The organism is Moraxella bovoculi 237 (assembly GCF_000696305.2).
In the GTDB taxonomy this organism is placed as follows: Bacteria; Pseudomonadota; Gammaproteobacteria; order Pseudomonadales; family Moraxellaceae; genus Moraxella; species Moraxella bovoculi.
On the sequence record NZ_AOMT01000005.1, the window covers coordinates 20,994 to 40,189 of the forward strand.

General features: G+C 47.1%; 13 protein-coding genes. 8 read left to right on the top strand and 5 right to left on the bottom strand.

The genetic code is table 11. The annotated features are described in order from the left end of the window. Positions 1-40: 40 nt before the first annotated feature. Both MBO_RS00555 and MBO_RS00560 read right to left on the bottom strand, forming a co-directional pair. Positions 41-1,639, bottom strand: a complete 1,599-nt coding sequence (locus tag MBO_RS00555; RefSeq protein WP_036361983.1) for a carbon starvation CstA family protein — start codon at positions 1,637-1,639, stop codon at positions 41-43. A 286-nt stretch (positions 1,640-1,925) separates the two neighbouring features. After that, complete coding sequence (locus MBO_RS00560; RefSeq protein ID WP_036361986.1) at positions 1,926-3,212, bottom strand: acetyl-CoA C-acetyltransferase; 1,287 nt, start codon at positions 3,210-3,212, stop codon at positions 1,926-1,928. 241 nt (positions 3,213-3,453) lie between these two features. On the opposite strand from MBO_RS00560, the gene MBO_RS00565 reads away from it, so the two are divergent. The 4 genes from MBO_RS00565 (at position 3,454) to hpt (ending at position 7,705) form a co-directional block, all read left to right on the top strand. After that, positions 3,454-4,815 carry a 3-oxoacyl-ACP reductase gene (locus tag MBO_RS00565; RefSeq protein ID WP_036361989.1) on the top strand — a complete coding sequence of 454 codons (1,362 nt, stop codon included), beginning with the start codon at positions 3,454-3,456 and terminating at the stop codon, positions 4,813-4,815. A 46-nt stretch (positions 4,816-4,861) separates the two neighbouring features. Further along, positions 4,862-5,740, top strand: coding sequence for a MaoC/PaaZ C-terminal domain-containing protein (locus MBO_RS00570; RefSeq protein ID WP_036361992.1), 879 nt, complete (start codon positions 4,862-4,864; stop codon positions 5,738-5,740). A 103-nt stretch (positions 5,741-5,843) separates the two neighbouring features. Then, a complete protein-coding gene (locus MBO_RS00575) occupies positions 5,844-7,097 on the top strand; it encodes an EstA family serine hydrolase (RefSeq protein ID WP_036361995.1) in 1,254 nt (417 codons plus the stop codon). Positions 7,098-7,186: 89 nt separating this feature from the next. After that, positions 7,187-7,705, top strand: a complete 519-nt coding sequence (gene hpt / locus MBO_RS00580) for a hypoxanthine phosphoribosyltransferase (RefSeq protein ID WP_406564567.1) — start codon at positions 7,187-7,189, stop codon at positions 7,703-7,705. A gap of 112 nt (positions 7,706-7,817) precedes the next feature. Here the strand turns inward: hpt and ilvD are convergent, their stop codons facing one another. Further along, on the bottom strand, positions 7,818-9,719 hold the full coding sequence (ilvD, locus tag MBO_RS00585; protein WP_036362001.1) for a dihydroxy-acid dehydratase: 1,902 nt from the start codon (positions 9,717-9,719) through the stop codon (positions 7,818-7,820). A gap of 497 nt (positions 9,720-10,216) precedes the next feature. Here ilvD and MBO_RS00590 point away from each other — a divergent pair, with 497 nt between their 5' ends. Next, positions 10,217-11,851, top strand: coding sequence for a BCCT family transporter (locus tag MBO_RS00590; protein WP_036363015.1), 1,635 nt, complete (start codon positions 10,217-10,219; stop codon positions 11,849-11,851). A gap of 117 nt (positions 11,852-11,968) precedes the next feature. After that, positions 11,969-13,120 (top strand): AI-2E family transporter, encoded by a 1,152-nt coding sequence (locus tag MBO_RS00595; protein WP_227712636.1) that lies wholly within the window; start codon positions 11,969-11,971, stop codon positions 13,118-13,120. 124 nt (positions 13,121-13,244) lie between these two features. Here the strand turns inward: MBO_RS00595 and nth are convergent, their stop codons facing one another. Further along, complete coding sequence (gene nth / locus MBO_RS00600; RefSeq protein ID WP_036363017.1) at positions 13,245-13,889, bottom strand: endonuclease III; 645 nt, start codon at positions 13,887-13,889, stop codon at positions 13,245-13,247. 214 nt (positions 13,890-14,103) lie between these two features. On the opposite strand from nth, the gene MBO_RS00605 reads away from it, so the two are divergent. Together MBO_RS00605 and brnQ are read left to right on the top strand one after the other, a co-directional pair. Next, complete coding sequence (locus tag MBO_RS00605) at positions 14,104-14,712, top strand: 4'-phosphopantetheinyl transferase family protein (RefSeq protein ID WP_160169645.1); 609 nt, start codon at positions 14,104-14,106, stop codon at positions 14,710-14,712. Positions 14,713-14,824: 112 nt separating this feature from the next. After that, entirely contained in the window at positions 14,825-16,117 is a 1,293-nt protein-coding gene (brnQ, locus tag MBO_RS00610; protein ID WP_036362007.1) for a branched-chain amino acid transport system II carrier protein, read from the top strand. Positions 16,118-16,232: 115 nt separating this feature from the next. Here the strand turns inward: brnQ and gcvP are convergent, their stop codons facing one another. Further along, positions 16,233-19,097, bottom strand: a complete 2,865-nt coding sequence (gene gcvP / locus MBO_RS00615) for an aminomethyl-transferring glycine dehydrogenase (RefSeq protein WP_036362010.1) — start codon at positions 19,095-19,097, stop codon at positions 16,233-16,235. Between the last annotated feature and the right edge of the window lie 99 nt (positions 19,098-19,196).

A 19,196-nucleotide genomic window follows, 5' to 3' on the forward strand; every position in this document is an offset into this window, starting at 1 on the left:
CCTTGAAATCTGCATTTTTATAAATTTATAAAGGGGCTAACTAAGCTTTTGATGCGATCGGTTGATCATTCACCAGTGCATCAGGGTCGCCTGCGATGCCTTCGCGTTTCACGAACAAGAAGAACGCAGCGGTCGTCAGGACAGTCAAGCCAATACCGATATACAGTGACAGCGTGTAATCAAGACCGAAGCCGATTTTGTTGTAGGCGAGAAATGTATAGCATGCAGCGCTCATGAAGATGGCTGGTAGCGTACACACCCAATGCAACTTGCGATAGCGATACAGATAGCCTGCCGCTGTCCATAACATCACCACAGCAACGGTTTGGTTTGCCCAGCTAAAGTAGCGCCATAGGATTTGGAAGTCTACTTTAGAGATGACAAAGCCAATCACAAATAGCGGAATCGCGATCCAAAGACGCTTCATTAGCGTGCGTTGTTCCATGTTTAGGAATTCAGAGATGATCAGACGTGCCGCACGGAATGCTGTATCACCCGAGGTGATTGGTAGAATAACCACGCCAAGCACCGCAAATACACCACCAATCGCACCTAGGTAGCCGATAGAGCTGTCATAGACGACTTTAGAAGGTGAGCCTGCAGAGATGGCTTCTTGTAGTGATACTAGATCAGGGTAGAATGACAGACCAACTGCACACCAAATAAGGGCGATTACGCCTTCAGCAATCATCGCGCCATAGAAGATAAAGCGACCTTCGGATTCGTTCATTGCACAGCGTGCCATAAGTGGCGTCTGCGTAGCATGGAAGCCTGACAGTGCACCACAAGTAATGGTTAGGAATAATAAAGGCCAGATTGGCAGATCGCCTTTAGGTTGGAAGTTTTGGAAGAAACTCTCTACCGTCAGACCGCCCATGCTATTAAAGAAATAGCTCTCAGCGCTACCAAGCTCGTTAGCGACCAGACCGTAAGTCATGCCAAGTGACATGAACAGTAATAGACCGCCAAAGAATGGATAAACACGACCGATGATTTTGTCGATTGGTAGCAAAGTTGCGATGATGTAATATAAGAAGATGATTGCTGTCCAAGCTACGATGATACTGTCTTTAGTTAGACCAAAGGCGGTATTGGCAACATCGCCTGCAGCCACTGCCATACTTTCTGCATTATTGATAGATACCGTGCCTGTGGCTTGGGTGCCGAACACATCTAGCGTGATTGAGCTTAATAGCTGAGCTGGGCTGGCAACGAATACTACGCCAACCAGAATCAGCAGAACGACCGCAAGCAGGTTAATGAAATGCTTAACCGGTGCACCTAAGTATTTGCCCGTCAGATAAGGCATACTGGCGCCACCGTTACGCACAGACAACATGCCGCACATATAATCGTGTACCGCACCGGCAAAAATACAGCCGAGAACAATCCATAGCATCGCCACCGGCCCATAAAGCGCACCTAAAATTGGGCCGAAGATTGGACCTGTGCCAGCGATGTTTAATAATTGAATAAGCCAAATTTTGCCTTTTGACATCGGAATGTAATCCACGCCGTCAGCCATTGTGTAGGCGGGCGTGTTTTTGTTTGGGTTGATGACAAAGATTTTTTCGATGATTTTACCGTAAACGAAGTAACCGATGACCAGTACGGCAACACAAAAAAAGAACCATAACATGAGTGTTATTCCTAAAGATCTATGACGATTGTCACAATAGATAACTGCTTTATCAGCGCAGTTTAATCATTGGCTAAAATAACTAAATTTTATACAATTGTAAAGCAAAAATTAACCAAAACATAACAATTTAATTAAATAATTTTTAGACTGTCTAAATTTTAGGCAAGCTCATGATATTTATCAAAAATTCATGATTTAAACCGTTTGATACGAATTCGGTGATTGGAGTGTCAAAATAAAAACACGCACTATATTTAGTGCGTGTTTTTGGGTAAAGCGTATATCAGCGTTCTAAGATACAAGTAACGCCTTGACCGCCTGCGGCACAGATGGATATTAGCGCGCGACCTGAGCCTTTTTGGGCAAGTAGTTTGGCGGCGGTCGCAAGGATGCGTCCACCAGTGGCAGCAAAGGGATGTCCTGCTGCCAGACTTGAGCCATTAACGTTAAGCTTGCTGCGGTCAATCGAGCCAAGTGGCACATCTAGACCTAGGCGGTTTTTGCAGAATTTTTCGTCCTCCCAGGCTGCTAAGGTTGATAACACCTGAGAGGCGAAGGCTTCATGAATCTCATAAAAATCAAAATCTTGGAGGGTTAGGCCAGCGCGCTCTAGCATCTTTGGCACGGCATAGGCAGGTGCCATGAGCAGACCTTCAGTGAGACCTTGCTTGCCCACAAAATCAACCGCTGCTGTCTGCTGGTGTGTGATATAGGCAAGTGGTTCAAAGTCATGCTCTGCTGCCCATTCTTCGCTGGATAGCAGTACGCAAGAGGCGCCGTCAGTCAGAGGCGTGGAGTTTGCGGCGGTCATGGTGGGGTTGGCATTCTTTTTGCCAAATACAGGTTTTAAGCTGGCAAGTTTATCAAGAGTGGTATCAGCTCGTAAGTTATTATCACGGCTTAGACCCTTGTAGGGGCTGATGAGATCATCAAAAAAACCTTCATCATAAGCACGAGCCAAATTCTGATGGCTGGCATAAGCCAAGGCGTCTTGGTCGGCGCGATTGATGTCCCACTCTAGCGCGGTGATGGCTTGGTGTTCACCCATGGATAGGCGTGTGCGCGGTTCGCCATTTTGAGGGAAGGCGAGTAGATTTTTTGGGTTGATGCTGCTGAGTGCAGACAGACGAGATTTGGCATCTTTGGCATTGTTAAGGCGCAGTAGGGGCTTTCTGATGCCATCGCCAAGCGCGATCGGTGCATCCGAAGTGGTGTCTGTACCGCCTGCGATGCCGCTGTCGATATGGCCTAAGGCGATTTTGTTTGCAACGGCAAATGCTGCCTGCAATCCCGTTCCGCAAGCTTGTGAGATGTCGTAGGCAGGTGTGGTCGGTGCCAGAGTGGTATTTAATAGGGCTTCACGAGTAAGATTAAGATCACGGCTGTGCTTTAGAACCGTGCCTGCTACCACTTCACCGATGTCTTTATCAGACAGTTCAAATCGGCTAACCAGCCCTTCAAGAGCAGCGCTTAGCATGTCGATGTTGCTTGCGTCAGCATAGGCGCCATTCGAACGGGCGAAAGGAATGCGATTGCCACCTAGGATAGCGACTTTCTTAATAGCGGTCATGAGTTTCTCCTTAAAATTATCATGTCGATTCTGTTCAAAATCTGCCTTAGATTAGCATTATTTTTTATAAAATGGCATATTTGACTTATTTTGTAACAATAATTTTAGCAATTTACGTTAAATGATAAATTTTAGTTTATAAAAATGTGATTCTATATGGGTGGCATTGGTGAATTTTTGTGTTAGAATGGGGTACTTTCAGGTTAAATAAAGACATTAAAAACAGATAAGGATTCATGTCATGAGTGATCGTTACGGTGAATTGGTACAATCGCCACTGGGTAAAAAAGTCGCTAAAAATCTGGGTTTGCCACTACCGACCAGACTGGACCGCTACGAGGTGGGACAGCCCATCATTCGTGGCGAGGTGGTGCTTGGCGTGGCGGCAGGCGAGGATGCTTCGGTTGGTGAGGCGATTCGTGAGACATTGACCGCCCTAGATGCTAAAATCACCACACAAGACAAGCTTGAAGCCAAGCTTAGCGATGAGAATGCACGATTTAAGGTGGCGATCTTTGATGCGAGCAACATCAAGGACGTGGATGGCCTAAAGCAAGTCTATGAGTTCTTTCATGTGATTGCACGTCGTATCAAGCCATCAGGGCGTATTATTATCGTTGCACGTCCTGATTGTTGTACTGGTGGTGATATTGGTTTTGCATTGGCTCAGCGTGCGCTGCTTGGCTTTGCCAAATCGGTTGCCAAAGAATTCAAAAAAGGCATCACAGCGAACGTCCTATACACACAGGTTGGTGCTGAAGCGCATTTAGATCACGCCCTAAAATTCTTCATGTCTGCCAAGTCCGCCTACGTGTCAGGTCAGCCAATCTATATCAAGACAGGCGGTGTCATTAATGTAGGTGAATCCAGCGATGCTAAGCCACTACTGGGTAGAAAAATCCTAGTGACGGGTGCATCTCGTGGCATCGGTGCTTCTGTGGCAGAAGTGTTGGCACGCGATGGGGCACAGTTGTACTGCCTAGACGTGCCACAGAGTCTGGCTGATCTTCAGGTCGTCGCGGGTAACTTGGGTGCGCGTGCGCTACCATTAGACATCACCGCTGATAATGCCGCAAGTGAGATATTAAGTGAGTGCGGTGTGCTAGATGGCATCGTGCATAATGCAGGTGTGACGCGTGATAAGACCTTGGCGAACATGAGCGAAGATAAGTGGGATCTGGTGCTAAACATCAACCTAAAAGCAATCCATGACATCAATGAATATCTGATCGCTAATAATGGTCTTGGTGATGATGCGCGCGTGGTATGTGTGTCATCTATCTCGGGCATCGCAGGCAACCTTGGGCAGACCAACTATGCCATGAGTAAGGCGGGTGTGATCGGACTGGTTGAAGCAACCGCCAAAACCTTTAAAGACACCAACAAAACAATCAACGCTGTCGCTCCTGGATTCATCGAGACGAAGATGACAAGCTTGATGCCATTTGCCATCAGAGAGGCAGGGCGCCGCATGAACTCAATGAGTCAAGGCGGTGAACCTATCGATGTGGCAGAGACCATTTCTTGGCTGTTATCTCCAAAGGCTGCAGGGCTTAATGGCAACATCGTACGCGTCTGTGGACAAAGCGTGCTTGGTGCGTAACGCTTACTAAATACTCTATAAATATTGGAAATTAAATAGGTAACCCATGGCAGAACAACATTTTAAAGAATTGCCAAAAATGCACACCACTTATGCCAATGTCATCAAAAGCCTGATCCCTATTGGCGATAATAAGGCGACGACGTTACCAGAATCGGTGTATCAGGTGGATAGCCTTGCTATTGATGAGCATAACTTAAAGGAATATCGCAAGATCTGTGGCTTTATTAATGATGGACGTGTGCCGCCGACTTATTTTGCGGTGCTGTCTCAGACGTTGCAGATGAATATGATGGCTAAGCCCGATTTTCCTTTTGCGATGCTTGGTCTTGTGCATATCGAGAACAGTGTTACGCAGCATCGTATCATCTATGACAGCGAGACCGTCGCACTTGCCGTTCGTCTTGACAACCTAAAGGCGCACGACAAAGGACAGCAGTTCGACTTCATCACGACGGTGACCATCGATGATGAGCTGGTCTGGGAAGGGGTATCGACTTATCTGTCACGCCAAAAAAAGACCGCCGAAGAGCGTGCCCGCGCCAAATCCATCGAAGAGCCGCAGCCACGACTAGAAGCTGATGAGAATCATTGGGCGGAGCTAATTAACATCCCAGAAGACATTGGGCGTCGCTATGCTTTCGTGTCAGGCGATTTTAATTTGATTCATCTTCATCCGTTGTCAGCGCGTGCGTTCGGTTTTCCCAGAGCGATTGCGCATGGCATGTGGTCGAAGGCGGCGAGCATCGCTCAGTTCCATGATCTGCCTAAGGCTTATCGTGTGGATGTGTCTTTTAAGACGCCAATTTTCTTGCCATCTAAGATTGACTTCGTGGCACGCGCCGAGACCGATGGCCGACAGTTTGCGCTGTATGCCGCTGGCACGGACAAGCCGCACTTGTTAGGTCGCATTACATTCTTATGATGTTCTGCCACCACCTCAAAAACTGGAGCTACTCCAGTTTTTGTGTTTTTGATGATTTAATAATCGTCATTCATTATCCATAAAGATTCATAAAGAGTAAGCTATGACAAATTGGCAAGATTTTTCTGATGTTTTGAAGAGTTTGCAGTTCAATGATGCACCTGCGGGGGGTGCGCTTGTGATTTATCAAGATGGCGACGAAGTTGTAAACACCGCTGTTGGACAAGCGCTGCCAGGTCAGTCATGGTCCGATACCACGTTGTCAGTGAACTTTTCGATTGGAAAAGGGGTCATGGCGACATTAGTGGCAATCTTGGTGTCTAAGGGTTTGCTTGATTATGATGTGCCGATCGCTCGTTATTGGGAGGAATTTGGCACTAATGGTAAGCAAAATATCACGCTGCGCCACATATTAACGCACACGTCAGGGCTGTTTAACATCACAACACTCACGCAGTCGCTTGATGATTTACTTGATTGGCAAGCGATGGGCGAGCTTGTGGCAAGCATGACTATAGATACCCCGCGCGGTCAAGAGGTGCATGATTATTCCAGCGCCTACAGCGCTCTTGTCTCAGGGTGGGTGCTTGGTCATGTGGTGGAATGCGTGACGAATCTTAGCTTGCAAGAGGCGCTTGATGAATATCTGGCAGTACCGCTGGGCATTCAAGGACAGTTGTATTATGGTGCGCCCAGCGATAAAGTGGGGCAGGTCGCTAAGCCGGTACGTTATTTTGATGGCGCACCAACTGCCAAAAGAAAACCCACTTTAAAGCCTGATACGCCCTTGATACTAGAGACATTAGCAAATCTACCCGTCTTGCCACTGTGGCAAAATGCGCTGGGCGATACACCAGTCGGGACAGCAAGTGTTAACAAGCTGTATTTTGATACTTCAAAAATGAACTTGGCAAATTACAAAAACGCACTCATGCCAAACGGGCGAGATGGTGTGGAATATCATCACCCTAATGTGTTGCAAGCCATCATTCCTGCAGCGAATGGCATCTCGACGGCGCGGGCATTGGCAACCATCTATGCCATGCATGCCAATGGCGGCAAGTGGCAGGGTGATACGTTGATCACGCCCGAGGTGATAAGAGACTTGCGCGTGATTCGAGTGGATGGATTCGATGCGGTAATGCCTGCTAACATGCTGTGGCGTACGGGCTTTCATCGGTTATTTAGCCTACAGAATGCACCGAATGCTTATGGGCACATGGGTTATAATGGTTCGGTGGCGTTCTGCGACCCTGATCGTAAGCTGGCTTTTGCATTCATTCATAATTTTGACACCACGATGCTAAATGACGTGCGCCAGTTTGCCCTGTCAGAGATGGCGATAGGATTGGCTTGATTTGCCATTAAAATACTTGCCAATGTTTTTGGCATGGGTTAAAATATCCGTTTTTATTTTAAAAAAGAGTCCTTATGAGTAAACCTGTCATGAACGTGATGATTTCACAAGAAGAAATCGCAAACAAAGTCAAAGAACTGGGCGTGGCGATTGATGCGCACTATGCTAACAGCGACCGAGAGTTGGTGTTGGTTGGCTTGCTACGTGGTTCGGTGATTTTTATGGCGGATCTTTGTCGTGCCATCGATAAGCCGCACGAGCTTGACTTTATGACAGTGTCCAGCTACATCAATAAGACCACGGTGTCATCAGGTGATGTTAAAATCGTCAAGGATCTAGACAGTGAGATCAAGGGTAAGGACGTGCTGATCGTCGAAGACATCATAGATTCGGGTCGTACACTGTCTAAGGTGGTTGAGATTCTAAAGACTCGCGAGCCTAATTCTATTGAGCTGTGCACATTGGTGAGCAAGCCATCGCGCCGCGAGATTCAGATGGATGTTAGATTCTTAGGCTTTGAAGTGGAAGATAAATTTATCGTGGGCTACGGTCTAGATTACGATCAAAAATACCGCCACGTACCTTTTATTGGTGAGGTCGGTCTGTAATTATAAATAAAGAACCAGCCAGTGATTGAGGCTGGTTTTTTTGATGGCTTTATCATTAAAAACCCTGCTAATATACGATTAGTAGGGTTTTTGTTTGATGGGTTGATAATTATCAGCGTTCGACTTGGCTGACATCACGCACTGCACCTGTGTCAGCACTGGTTGCCATCGCAGCATAGGCGCGTAGGGCTTGAGAGACATGACGTTCACGATTGACAGGCTTCCACGCTTGACTGCCACGCTCATTCATGGCGGTACGACGACGCGCAAGCTCTTCATCCGATACATCTAGATGAATGCTGCGATTTGGAATGTCGATCTGAATGACGTCAAATTCTTCTACTAAGCCAATCGCACCGCCTTCGGCAGCTTCAGGGCTGGCGTGACCGATAGACAGACCAGATGTACCACCTGAGAAGCGACCATCTGTCAGCAGTGCACAGGCTTTACCAAGACCTTTTGACTTTAGGTAGCTGGTTGGGTAAAGCATCTCTTGCATGCCAGGCCCGCCTTTTGGACCTTCGTAGCGGATGATGACGATGTCGCCTGCGACGATTTGATCAGCAAGGATGGCCTCTACAGCAGAATCTTGACTTTCAAAGACTCGTGCACGCCCTGTGAATTTAAGGATGCTCTCATCCACGCCGGCGGTCTTAACCACACAGCCGCGTTCAGCGATATTGCCAAATAATACCGCCAGACCACCGTCCTGTGAATAAGCAAATTCTTTGGCGCGGATACAGCCGGATTCGCGGTTAAGGTCAAGATTGCCCCATTCTCTGTTTTGACTAAAGGCTTGAGTGGTGCGCACGCCACCAGGGGCAGCGATATAAAGATCGCGAGCGGTCTGATTGTCAGCATTCATGACATCCCATTTGCTAAGGGCGTCTGCCAATGTTGGGCTGTGTACGGTCGGAACATTGGTCTTGAGTAGTCCTGCGCGGTCAAGCTCCGCCAAAATACCAATCACGCCACCTGCACGGTGTACGTCTTCCATGTGGTATTTTTGGGTGGCGGGAGCGACTTTAGATAGGCATGGTACTTGACGAGACAGACGATCAATATCCGCCATCTTAAAGTCAACGCCTGCTTCATTGGCTGCTGCCAAAAGGTGTAGAATCGTATTGGTGCTACCACCCATGGCAATGTCAAGGCTCATGGCATTTTCAAAGGCTTCTTTGGTGGCGATGCTTCTTGGCAGTACAAAATAGTCGTCTTGTTCGTAATGGCGCTTGGCAAGCTCAACGATCAGGCGGCCTGCTTCTAAGAATAGCTCTTTACGCTTGGCGTGCGTCGCTAGTAGTGAACCGTTGCCAGGCAAAGATAGGCCAAGCGCTTCGGTTAGGCAGTTCATGGAGTTTGCGGTGAACATGCCAGAGCAAGAACCGCATGTCGGGCAAGCAGAACGCTCAACATTTGCCACGTCTTCGTCGCTGATCAGATCATCCGCCGCATCAATCATCGCATCGACCAGATCAAGCTTGCGGATTTTTTGACCGCTGTCGTCGGTAACAGTCTCATGTACCATGTGACCATCATGCGTCTCGTTTGCCAATACCTTACCAGCCTCCATCGGACCGCCTGACACGAACACCACAGGGATGTTTAGTCGCATGGCAGCCATCAGCATACCTGGGGTGATTTTATCACAGTTCGAGATACATACTAGGGCGTCTGCACAGTGTGCGTTCACCATGTATTCTACGCTGTCCGCGATCAAATCACGGCTAGGCAAGCTATACAGCATGCCGCCATGGCCCATCGCAATACCGTCATCGACCGCGATGGTGTTGAATTCTTTGGCGATGCCGCCGGCTTTTTCAATCTCGCGGGCGACAAGCTGACCCATATCTTTAAGGTGGACGTGACCAGGAACGAATTGAGTGAATGAGTTGGCGATGGCGATGATTGGCTTATTAAAATCGCCGTCTGTCATGCCTGTGGCGCGCCATAACGCGCGTGCGCCTGCCATGTTGCGACCTGATGTGGAGGTTTTTGAACGATAAACTGGCATAATACTTATCCTTTTAATTCAATAGCGATGGCTGTCTTAACGATCTAAAATTTTATCAATAAAATAAAAATTATTAAGAAAATAACCTATTTTACCACCAAACATCATATTGTTTTATAAAAATTTCTTACTTCCATAAAAACCAGTTATCCACTTATCTAAATATATTAAAAAATTTATAAATAGCCATGGTTGAATTTTTAGAATTAACTTTTGTTGAAGATTGTTACAGAATAATTAAATATTAAAAATATTATATTAGTCAATGATTTAAATAAAAATTTTGTCTAAATTATATTGGCAATGATGATATAAATTTGCAAAAGTTTGGCTATTTTGCTAAGGTTTTCTTGCTTATTTTTAACTTTTTGCGATGAGTATTGGATGGTTTTAATACAGATTTTAAGCGCAGTGGATTAACAAGGAGAAAAATAATGAGTGAAAAAGAGCATAAACTGCCCAAGCAGCAAGACAGGGCGCGGGCAGATAGACAGACGATGGCGGATGGATTGGATATTCAGCGGTTTTTGGTTTTTCCAAAGGTAAGCCGCCCTGTATTTATTGTATCGATGCTATTGATTGTCTTATTTATTGTATTTGGTACGCTGTTTACTGAGCTTGCTGGGCAGATATTTGGTGATTTGCAGGCATTTATTGCCGAGCGCTTTGGGTTCATGTTTATTATTTTGATGAACGCGGCGCTCGTTTTTTGTGTGTATGTGGCACTAAGTCGATATGGTGACATTCGACTTGGGCAGCAGACTGAAATGCCTGAGTATAGCTTTGGCTCATGGATTGGTATGCTGTTCTCCGCGGGCATCGGTATTGGACTTCTGTACTGGGGTACGGCTGAGCCTTTGTATCATTTCGTGCAGCCGCCGACCGCAGAGCCTAGCACGATTGAGAGCGCCAAAGAAGCGATGCAGTTGTCATTCTTGCATTGGGGGGTGCATGGGTGGGCGGTATATGCGGTGGTCGCGCTGTCGCTTGCGTATTTTCACTATCGCCGTGGATTGCCATTGTCGATACGCTCTGTGCTCTTTCCGATCATCGGTAAGAACATCTATGGCAAGTGGGGTCATGCGGTGGATATCTTGGCGGTGTTTGGTACGATGTTTGGAGTGGTGACGTCGCTGGGTCTTGGGGTGATGCAGCTTGAGACGGGACTTGGTTTGTTATTTGGTATTGAGCCAAGTTTGGTGTTTAAGATTGCGCTGATTGCAGCGATCACGGCTTGTGCTGCGTTCTCTGTGATGGCAGGTCTGGATAAAGGCGTAAAGCGTCTTAGTGACATCACCATCATCAGCACGATCATCATGCTTGTCTTTATGATGGTTGCAGGACCGACGCAGTTCATTTTGGATAGTTTTGTTGAGAATATCGGTAACTATGCTGGCAATCTGATTACGCTTGGACTTTGGAATGAAGCGTTCGTGGCTACCAATTGGCAGGCGTCATGGACGATTTTCTATTGGGCTTGGTGGGTGAGTTGGTCACCATTTGTGGGGATTTTTATCGCTCGCATCAGTCGTGGCCGTACGATTCGTGAGTTTGTCTTTGGGGTGCTGTTTGTGCCGATGCTGCTATTGTTCTTATGGTTTACGACCTTTGGCGGCGTGGCGATCAGCATGGAGCTCTCGGGTGACTACGGTCTATCAACAGCGGTGCTGGCCGATACAGGCAGCGCGATTTTTAAATTCATTGAATACTATCCATTCACCCAAGGTTTGGTGGTGGTGATATTGACGATGATCGTTCTTTGGTTCGTTACCAGTGCTGACAGTGCAAGCTTAGTCGTTGATATGCTGACGGCAGGCGGTAATACCAACCCGCCAAAGATTCAGCGATTGTTCTGGGTGACTTCTGAAGGTATCATCGCGGCGATTTTGTTGGCGGCAGGGGGTTTATCTGCCCTACAAGCAGCTGCGATCGTTGCAGGCTTACCGTTTGCTTTGGTGATTTTTGTGATGATGTATTGTTTGATTCGAGGGCTTGGTCGTGACCGATTGACCTTGTATCGTAACACACAATGGTACATCACCGAGGAGTCAGCCGAGCATAACAGTGCCAATGAAATGGTGGATGAGCATCTATTGCCAACCCATCCGCCTTCAAAAGTAGATAATGACTGAACTGATAAAATGCCCACCTAAGTGTGGACATTTTTTTATGGTGAAAATTGATGAGTGATTGCTGGTTTTGTGTTATTCTTTGGGTTTGTGATTATGATTTAATAAATAGGAAATCGTTTGATTAAGGCGCATAGAATAAATATCTTCATGGTATTTGCGGTTATTTTTCTGGCGATGAGTCTGTATTTTTTGACTCGAGTGTGGCTCATGATGTTCGGTGCGATACTGGTGGCGGTGCTGCTGCTTGGACTGTCGGATTATCTTAAACGTGCGCCAAAGATAGGTAAATTCATGCGCAAACTTCCCCATGCCTTATCGGTGGGGTTGGTGGCGTTGATGCTCTTGTTGGTTGTATCGGGATTCTTGGCGATGTTTGGCTCGGATCTGGTAAATCAGTTCGAAGATCTTAAAAACATGACCCCCAATGCCATACATAGTATCAACGACTACCTAAAAAGCTACCCTGTCATCTATTATTGGCTCGCCCAGAGTAAGTGGATGCAGGAGTTTATCGCTGATCCAGCGCAATTCTTGTCACAATACACCGGCGATGTGCTGGGCGTCGTGCCTATGATGGTGTCAAGCTTATTCGGTGGGATTGGCTCGTTTTTGATTATTTTGGTGGTGGGGCTGTTCTTGGCGCTAACGCCGGACATCTATACCAAGAGCTTCGTGACATTGGTGCCAAAACAGCACCGAGATAAAGCAAGATACCTCCTAAAAAGCAGCTATCAAGCACTGCGCCGCTGGTTAGTTGGTCAGTTTGCGGTGATGGCTTTTGTGGGCGTGTCGACAGGGATTGCGCTGTGGCTCATGGGTATTCCGTTTGCGCTGGCACTTGGGGTGATTGCCTTTGTGCTTGATTTTGTGCCGGTGCTTGGACCGTGGTTATCCGCGTTGCCGATTCTACTTGTGACCTTGATTGTTGCGCCTGATATGCTGCTTTGGGCACTGTTGATGATTATCGTGGTGCAACAGCTTGAGAGCTATGTTGTTGCGCCTGTGGTGCAGCAGAGATTGATTGATTTACCGCCTGTGGCGCTGCTGCTGTCGCAGATCATCATGGGCTCGCTGACGGGCATTCTTGGGGTGGCGTTGGCGATGCCATTGATAGTTGGGCTGATCGTCTGGGTGCAGATTCTGTATGTCAAATTCACCCTAAAAGACTACACTATTAAAGTCATGGGGCAAAATGAAGAAGATCTTGAGCGTGATCCTTATTACACACCTAAGGATGATCAGCAGTTATCATTATTAAAAGATGACTGATAAGTCAGGCGGCGAATCGGGTGGTTGTTAACTGCTAATATGCTTCTGCCCAATTACCAATCAATAATAAAAAACGCAAGCGAATGTCTTGCGTTCTTTGTTTGACGTATTTAGCATGAACCAATCAAAGTCCCGCCCATTTTTCTTTGTCTTTGAACATGCATTCATCAAATACCACACACGCACCGCACTTAGGGCTGCGCGCCATGCAGGTATAGCGCCCGTGCAGGATGAGATAGTGGTGAGCATCGACCAGGAATTGGGTGGGAATGCGACTCATCAGTGCTTTTTCGACCGCTAGGACGGTTTTGCCAGTGGCAAGCCCTGTGCGGTTACCCACTCGAAAAATATGCGTATCCACCGCCATCACAGGCTCGCCAAAGGCGGTATTTAGCACGACATTGGCTGTTTTACGACCGACACCTGCTAAGGCTTCAAGCTCCGCTCTGGTGCGTGGCACTTGTCCGTTGTGTTTATCCAGTAGGTCTTGACAGGTCTTGATGATGTTGACCGCCTTGGAATTATAAAGCCCGATTGAGTTGATGTAGCTTTTTAGTCCATCGACGCTCAGATCTAAGATTGCCTTGGGTGTGTTGGCTACCTTGAACAGCTTGTCGGTTGCGATATTTACGCTCTTATCGGTGGCTTGGGCAGACAGCATGACCGCGATGAGTAGCTCAAAATCCGAGGAATAATTCAGCTCAGTCACAGGTTGTTTGATGTGTTCGGATAATTTTTTAAAAAAAGCTTCGCGTTTCGGTGCTGACATCGGGCGCGATGGCGGCGTATCAGCCGTCTTGGCGGTGGCGAGTTTATTGGTTTTGGGTTTTTTGGTGGTTTTGGTCTTTTGGATTTTAATGATGGAATCTGTAGAAGTCATGGCTATTTGGCGGTCGAATAAGTCGAATAATAAGAAAAACAATAAATGGCTAGACAATCAAAAGCTGATATTATAGCATGAAATCTCTATATGAATTAAGGCGGTGCTAACAGTGATTTATCTGCATCATGCGCCACTGACGCGCATCCTAAGCTTGGTTCCTAGACGCTTGTCTTTAGATGACACAAAGGCCATCAGAAGCTATCGACATGAATTATTAAGTCAATTTTGCAAGCTTAATGACGCGCCTGTGCCTGCATATGGCAGGGATGAATTGGGTAAGCCAATCTGTATCAACATCCCAAATCTGTCATTTAACCACAGTCAATGCCCCACCGATTATGCGCTGGCTTATAGCCTTGATTTGCCGAACGTTGGTGTGGACATTGAGCATACCAGCAGGGTGCTTAACTTTGAACCTCTGGCCAGACGTTTTTATCACCCTGATGAGATGGCAAGATGGCTAAACAGTGGAGACATCACAGAGTGGTTTCGTATTTGGACGATTAAGGAAGCCGTGCTCAAGGCGTGCGGGCTTGGCGTGCGTATGACGCTGAGCGAATTAAACGCGCAATTCATCAATGATCATCAGGGTGTGGTTAGTCATGAGCGAATCGGTGCGTATCGTTTCGAGTGCGTACAGGTGGATGGTGCGATGATTACGGTGGCATACCCAAGCGAATATGGCACGCAGGATTGGCAATGGTCCTAAAAGTTTGCTATTTTTTAATATTTAAAAAAATTATTATAAATAAAAATAACCGATGTGTTTTATGGGCAAATATTGCTAAAATAATGCATTTTTATTAATTTAGATGTGCGTCATGAACAAAAATACCCTAATCATCGGCTTTATGCTCTTTGCCTTTTTCTTTGGCTCGGGCAATTTGATTTTTCCGCCCAAATTGGGCTTTGAGAGCGGGCAGTTTTTCATCCCTGCTATTTTGGGCTTTATCCTAACGGGTGTGGGCTTGCCGTTGGTGGGTTTGATGATTGGCTCAAAATATGAGGGTGGTTATCAATCTGCTCTTGCCAAGATTCATCCTTGGTTTTCAGTGGCGTTGCTATCGGCGATTTATTTGACCATTGCTCCGTTTTTTGCCATTCCACGCACAGGGGCGGTGGCGTACGAGATGGCGATTGTACCGTTTTTGGATGCGCCAAGCTGGACAAATCTACTCATCTTCACCGTGATCTATTATGGCATCTCGCTGTGGCTATCAATTAGCCCTAATAAGCTTGTTGACCGTATCGGCTCGTTGTTAACGCCTGTGCTACTCGTTACGGTGCTGGCTCTTATCGTGATGTCTTTTGTAAAATTAGGCGGTAATCCTGCCAGCATTGCCACAGACGGCTATCAAGGTAAGGCGTTCTTTGTTGGATTCTTGGAAGGGTATAATACCATGGACATGATTGCGTCTGTGGCGTTCTCGACGGTCGTGATGAGTGCCATTAGCCAAAAAGCAGGCAAGGGGGTAAATCTATTCGCCGAGACCACCAAGGCAGGTCTGATCGCCACGTCTGCGTTGGCACTCATCTATCTGTCGCTAGGCTGGGTTGGTAATCATTTGCTCATATCGGCAGATGAGCTGACGCAAGTTGCGGACAAAGGGCAGAACATCGGCACGTTTATTTTGAATAAATCGGCAGTACTAGGCTTTGGTTCGACAGGTGGCGTGGTGCTTGGATTGATTGCCTCTTTGGCGTGTCTGACCACGACTGTGGGGCTGACGGTGTCAGCGTCTGAATATTTCCATGAGACTTTCCCCAAGATTGGTGGTATCAGCCTGTCCTATAAGGCTTATGTTATTATCTTTACTCTGATTGGTTTTGTGCTTGCTAATCAAGGCTTGAGTGCGGTCATTAGCAAATCCATCCCTGTGCTATTGGTGCTGTATCCGATTACCATGACAGCGTTAATTCTATTGGGTCTAAACATCATCAAGCCCTTACCCATCATCGCCAAGCGAGTCAGTCTAGCGCTAGTTACGGTCGTGTCAGTATTGTCGGTGGCAGGCGTAAGTATTCCTTTAAAAGAATACTCTATGGAGTGGCTTCCTTTTGCCATTGCAGGTTTGATTGTTGGTTTGGTGTTTGATAAATTAATGAAAAGATAAGTCAAAATAAAAAACACCCAAAGTGATCTGGGTGTTTTTTTATTGCTAAATTACTAACAGTACCACAAGAAAATACCGCCCAAAAGAGCGGTATTTTTGATTTGATAATTAACAATCAATCTTCATAATTATCAATACTCGGACAAGAGCAAATCAGATTCTTATCTCCATACACATCATCCACACGCCCCACGCTCGGCCAGAATTTATGAGCCTTGATATAGGGTAAGGGGAACACTGCTTCTTCACGGCTGTATGGGTGCGTCCATTCGCCTTCCGTTACCACAAAGGCGGTGTGTGGGGCATTGACGAGCGGGTTGTCGTCCGCCGTCCAACCGTCTGTTCCTGCCTTGACTTTTAGGGCTTCTTGTTTGATTTGCTTCAATGCCGAGACAAAGCGGTCAAGCTCGTCCACGCTTTCGGACTCGGTTGGCTCAATCATGAGCGTACCTGCCACAGGGAATGACATGGTCGGAGCGTGAAAACCATAGTCCATCAAGCGTTTGGCAATGTCGGTTTCGCTAATGCCTGTCTCTTCTTTTAGTGGGCGAATGTCCACGATACATTCGTGAGCGACAAAGCCATTTTTGCCCGTGTACAAAATCGGATAGTCATTTTCTAGTGATTTGGCGACATAGTTGGCGTTCAATAAAGCACGTTTTGTCGCTGATAGCAGACCGTCTGCCCCCATCATCGTGATATACATCCACGAGATTGGCAAAATGCTTGCCGAACCATAAGCGGATGATGACACCGAGCCTTGACCGTCAGGGGCATTCATCACGCCTGTTACGCTGTGGCTTGGCATGAATGGGGCGAGGTGCGATTTTAGACCGATTGGACCCATACCAGGACCACCGCCACCATGTGGGATACAGAAGGTTTTGTGCAGGTTCATGTGTAGCACGTCCGCCCCCACGTCCGCAGGTTGCATAATCGCCACTTGGGCGTTCATGTTCGCCCCGTCCATGTACACCTGTCCGCCATGCTTGTGAATAAGCTCGCAAATATCACGAATGCCTTCTTCGTACACGCCATGCGTGGACGGATAGGTAATCATCAAGGCACCCAAACGCTCGCTGTACTCTTCACATTTGGCTTGTAAATCCGCCACGTCCACGTTGCCTTTGTCATCGGTTGCCACCACCACGACTTTCATGCCAAGCATTTGGGCGGTTGCAGGGTTGGTGCCATGTGCCGAGCGTGGGATTAGGCAGACATCACGTCCGCTCTCGCCACGGCTTTCATGATAACGGCGAATGAGCAACAGCCCTGCATACTCGCCAGAAGCACCAGAGTTGGCCTGCATACTAATCTCATCAAAGCCTGTGATTGCTCGCAGTTGGGCTTGTAGGCTTTCAATCATTTCATGATAGCCTGTTACTTGCTCTTTTGGGGCAAATGGGTGAACATTTGCAAACTCATTCCAAGTAATCGGCAACATCTCGCTTGTGGCGTTTAATTTCATTGTACAAGAGCCGAGTGAAATCATAGAACGGTTCATCGCCAAATCCTTATCTTCTAAGGATTTAAGATAGCGGAGCATTTCGTGTTCGGTGTGATAGCTGTTAAAAGTTGGGTGCGTGAGAATGTCATCTGTGCGAAGTAGTTCGCCCAAAATCACTTCTGCTTTGTCAAGCTCGCCTGTCGCCCCAAAAATTTTGCACAATTCATCAAATTCATCTCTTTCGGTCAATTCATGAAATGACACAGAAATGCCGTGATTGTCATGCTTCCATAGGTTATAGCCTTTTTCGCTGGCAAGGGCGTATAGCTTGTCGGCTTGTTCTTGATTGTCAAAATCCACAAGCACAGTATCAAAAAACGCGTCATGACGTACGTTTAGCCCTGCCGATTTTACCGCCTTGGCAAAAGCGACCGCTAGGGCGTGAATGCGTGTGGCAATGCGTTTTAGACCGCTCGCCCCGTGATACACCGCATACATACCTGCTAGGTTGGCAAGCAACACTTGGCTTGTACAAATGTTTGAGTTGGCTTTTTCACGGCGGATATGTTGCTCTCGGGTTTGCAGTGCCATGCGCAGGGCGGTGTTGCCTTGTGCGTCTTTTGACACGCCGATGATACGACCAGGGGCAGAGCGTTTGTCTTTGTCTTTAAAGGCAAAATAGGCAGCGTGCGGGCCCCCAAAACCCATTGGCACGCCAAAACGCTGAGTGCTACCAAGGGCAATGTCCGCCCCCATGTCGGCAGGGGATTTAAGCAGTACAAGGCTCATGATATCGCTTGCGACAATGGCATAAGCCTCTTTTTCTTTGACGCTTGCGATAATGTCGGTCAAGTCCACCACGTCGCCGTCTTTACCAACGTATTGGAAAAACGCCCCAAAGAACTCACCATTTTTGGCAACGTCAAAATCGCCCACCACCACATCAAAACCAAAATATTTGGCACGGGTACGAATGACATCAAGGGTCTGCGGATAGGTACGATCGTCCACAAAAAAGGCATTGGATTTTGATTTGCTCACACGTTTTGCCATTGCCATGGCTTCGGCACTTGCAGTTGCTTCATCAAGCAGGCTTGCCCCAGCAAGCTCCATGCCTGTTAGGTCAACGCACACTTGTTGGAAATTTAGCAGGGCTTCTAGGCGACCTTGGGCAATCTCGGCTTGATAAGGGGTGTAGGCGGTGTACCAGCCGGGGTTTTCTAGCACATTTCGCTGAATCACCGCAGGCAGGCGAGTGGGCGAGTAGCCTTGCCCGATATAGCTTTTGGCAACCGTGATTTTGTCCGCCATACCACGCAGTTTGGCAAGGGCTTCATGCTCGGTTATGGCACTTGGCAAATCAAGCGGGCGGTTAATGCGTATCGACTGGGGAACGACCGCATCAATAAAGGCATCAAGATTTTCAAAACCAACGGTTTTTAGAAGTTTGGTTTCATCGTCTTTTTTGTTGCCCAAATGACGCTCCACAAAGGCGTTTTGGTTAAACAAATCATTAAAGGTGTTTAAGGTCATGATAAAATCCTTATAATTAAGGTTGGGAATTTAATAAAAAATAGCACTTTGCAATGAGATTTTTTATTAAATTGGGCTTGAAAAGAGTGCGTATCACAC

Bases quoted from the DNA above. Each gene is read 5' to 3' on its own strand.
- MBO_RS00555 (WP_036361983.1), bottom strand. From the start codon at position 1,639: ATGTTATGGTTCTTTTTTTGTGTTGCCGTACTGGTCATCGGTTACTTC.
- MBO_RS00560 (WP_036361986.1), bottom strand. From the start codon at position 3,212: ATGACCGCTATTAAGAAAGTCGCTATCCTAGGTGGCAATCGCATTCCT.
- MBO_RS00565 (WP_036361989.1), top strand. From the start codon at position 3,454: ATGAGTGATCGTTACGGTGAATTGGTACAATCGCCACTGGGTAAAAAA.
- MBO_RS00570 (WP_036361992.1), top strand. From the start codon at position 4,862: ATGGCAGAACAACATTTTAAAGAATTGCCAAAAATGCACACCACTTAT.
- MBO_RS00575 (WP_036361995.1), top strand. From the start codon at position 5,844: ATGACAAATTGGCAAGATTTTTCTGATGTTTTGAAGAGTTTGCAGTTC.
- hpt (WP_406564567.1), top strand. From the start codon at position 7,187: ATGAACGTGATGATTTCACAAGAAGAAATCGCAAACAAAGTCAAAGAA.
- ilvD (WP_036362001.1), bottom strand. From the start codon at position 9,719: ATGCCAGTTTATCGTTCAAAAACCTCCACATCAGGTCGCAACATGGCA.
- MBO_RS00590 (WP_036363015.1), top strand. From the start codon at position 10,217: ATGGCGGATGGATTGGATATTCAGCGGTTTTTGGTTTTTCCAAAGGTA.
- nth (WP_036363017.1), bottom strand. From the start codon at position 13,889: ATGTCAGCACCGAAACGCGAAGCTTTTTTTAAAAAATTATCCGAACAC.
- brnQ (WP_036362007.1), top strand. From the start codon at position 14,825: ATGAACAAAAATACCCTAATCATCGGCTTTATGCTCTTTGCCTTTTTC.
- gcvP (WP_036362010.1), bottom strand. From the start codon at position 19,097: ATGACCTTAAACACCTTTAATGATTTGTTTAACCAAAACGCCTTTGTG.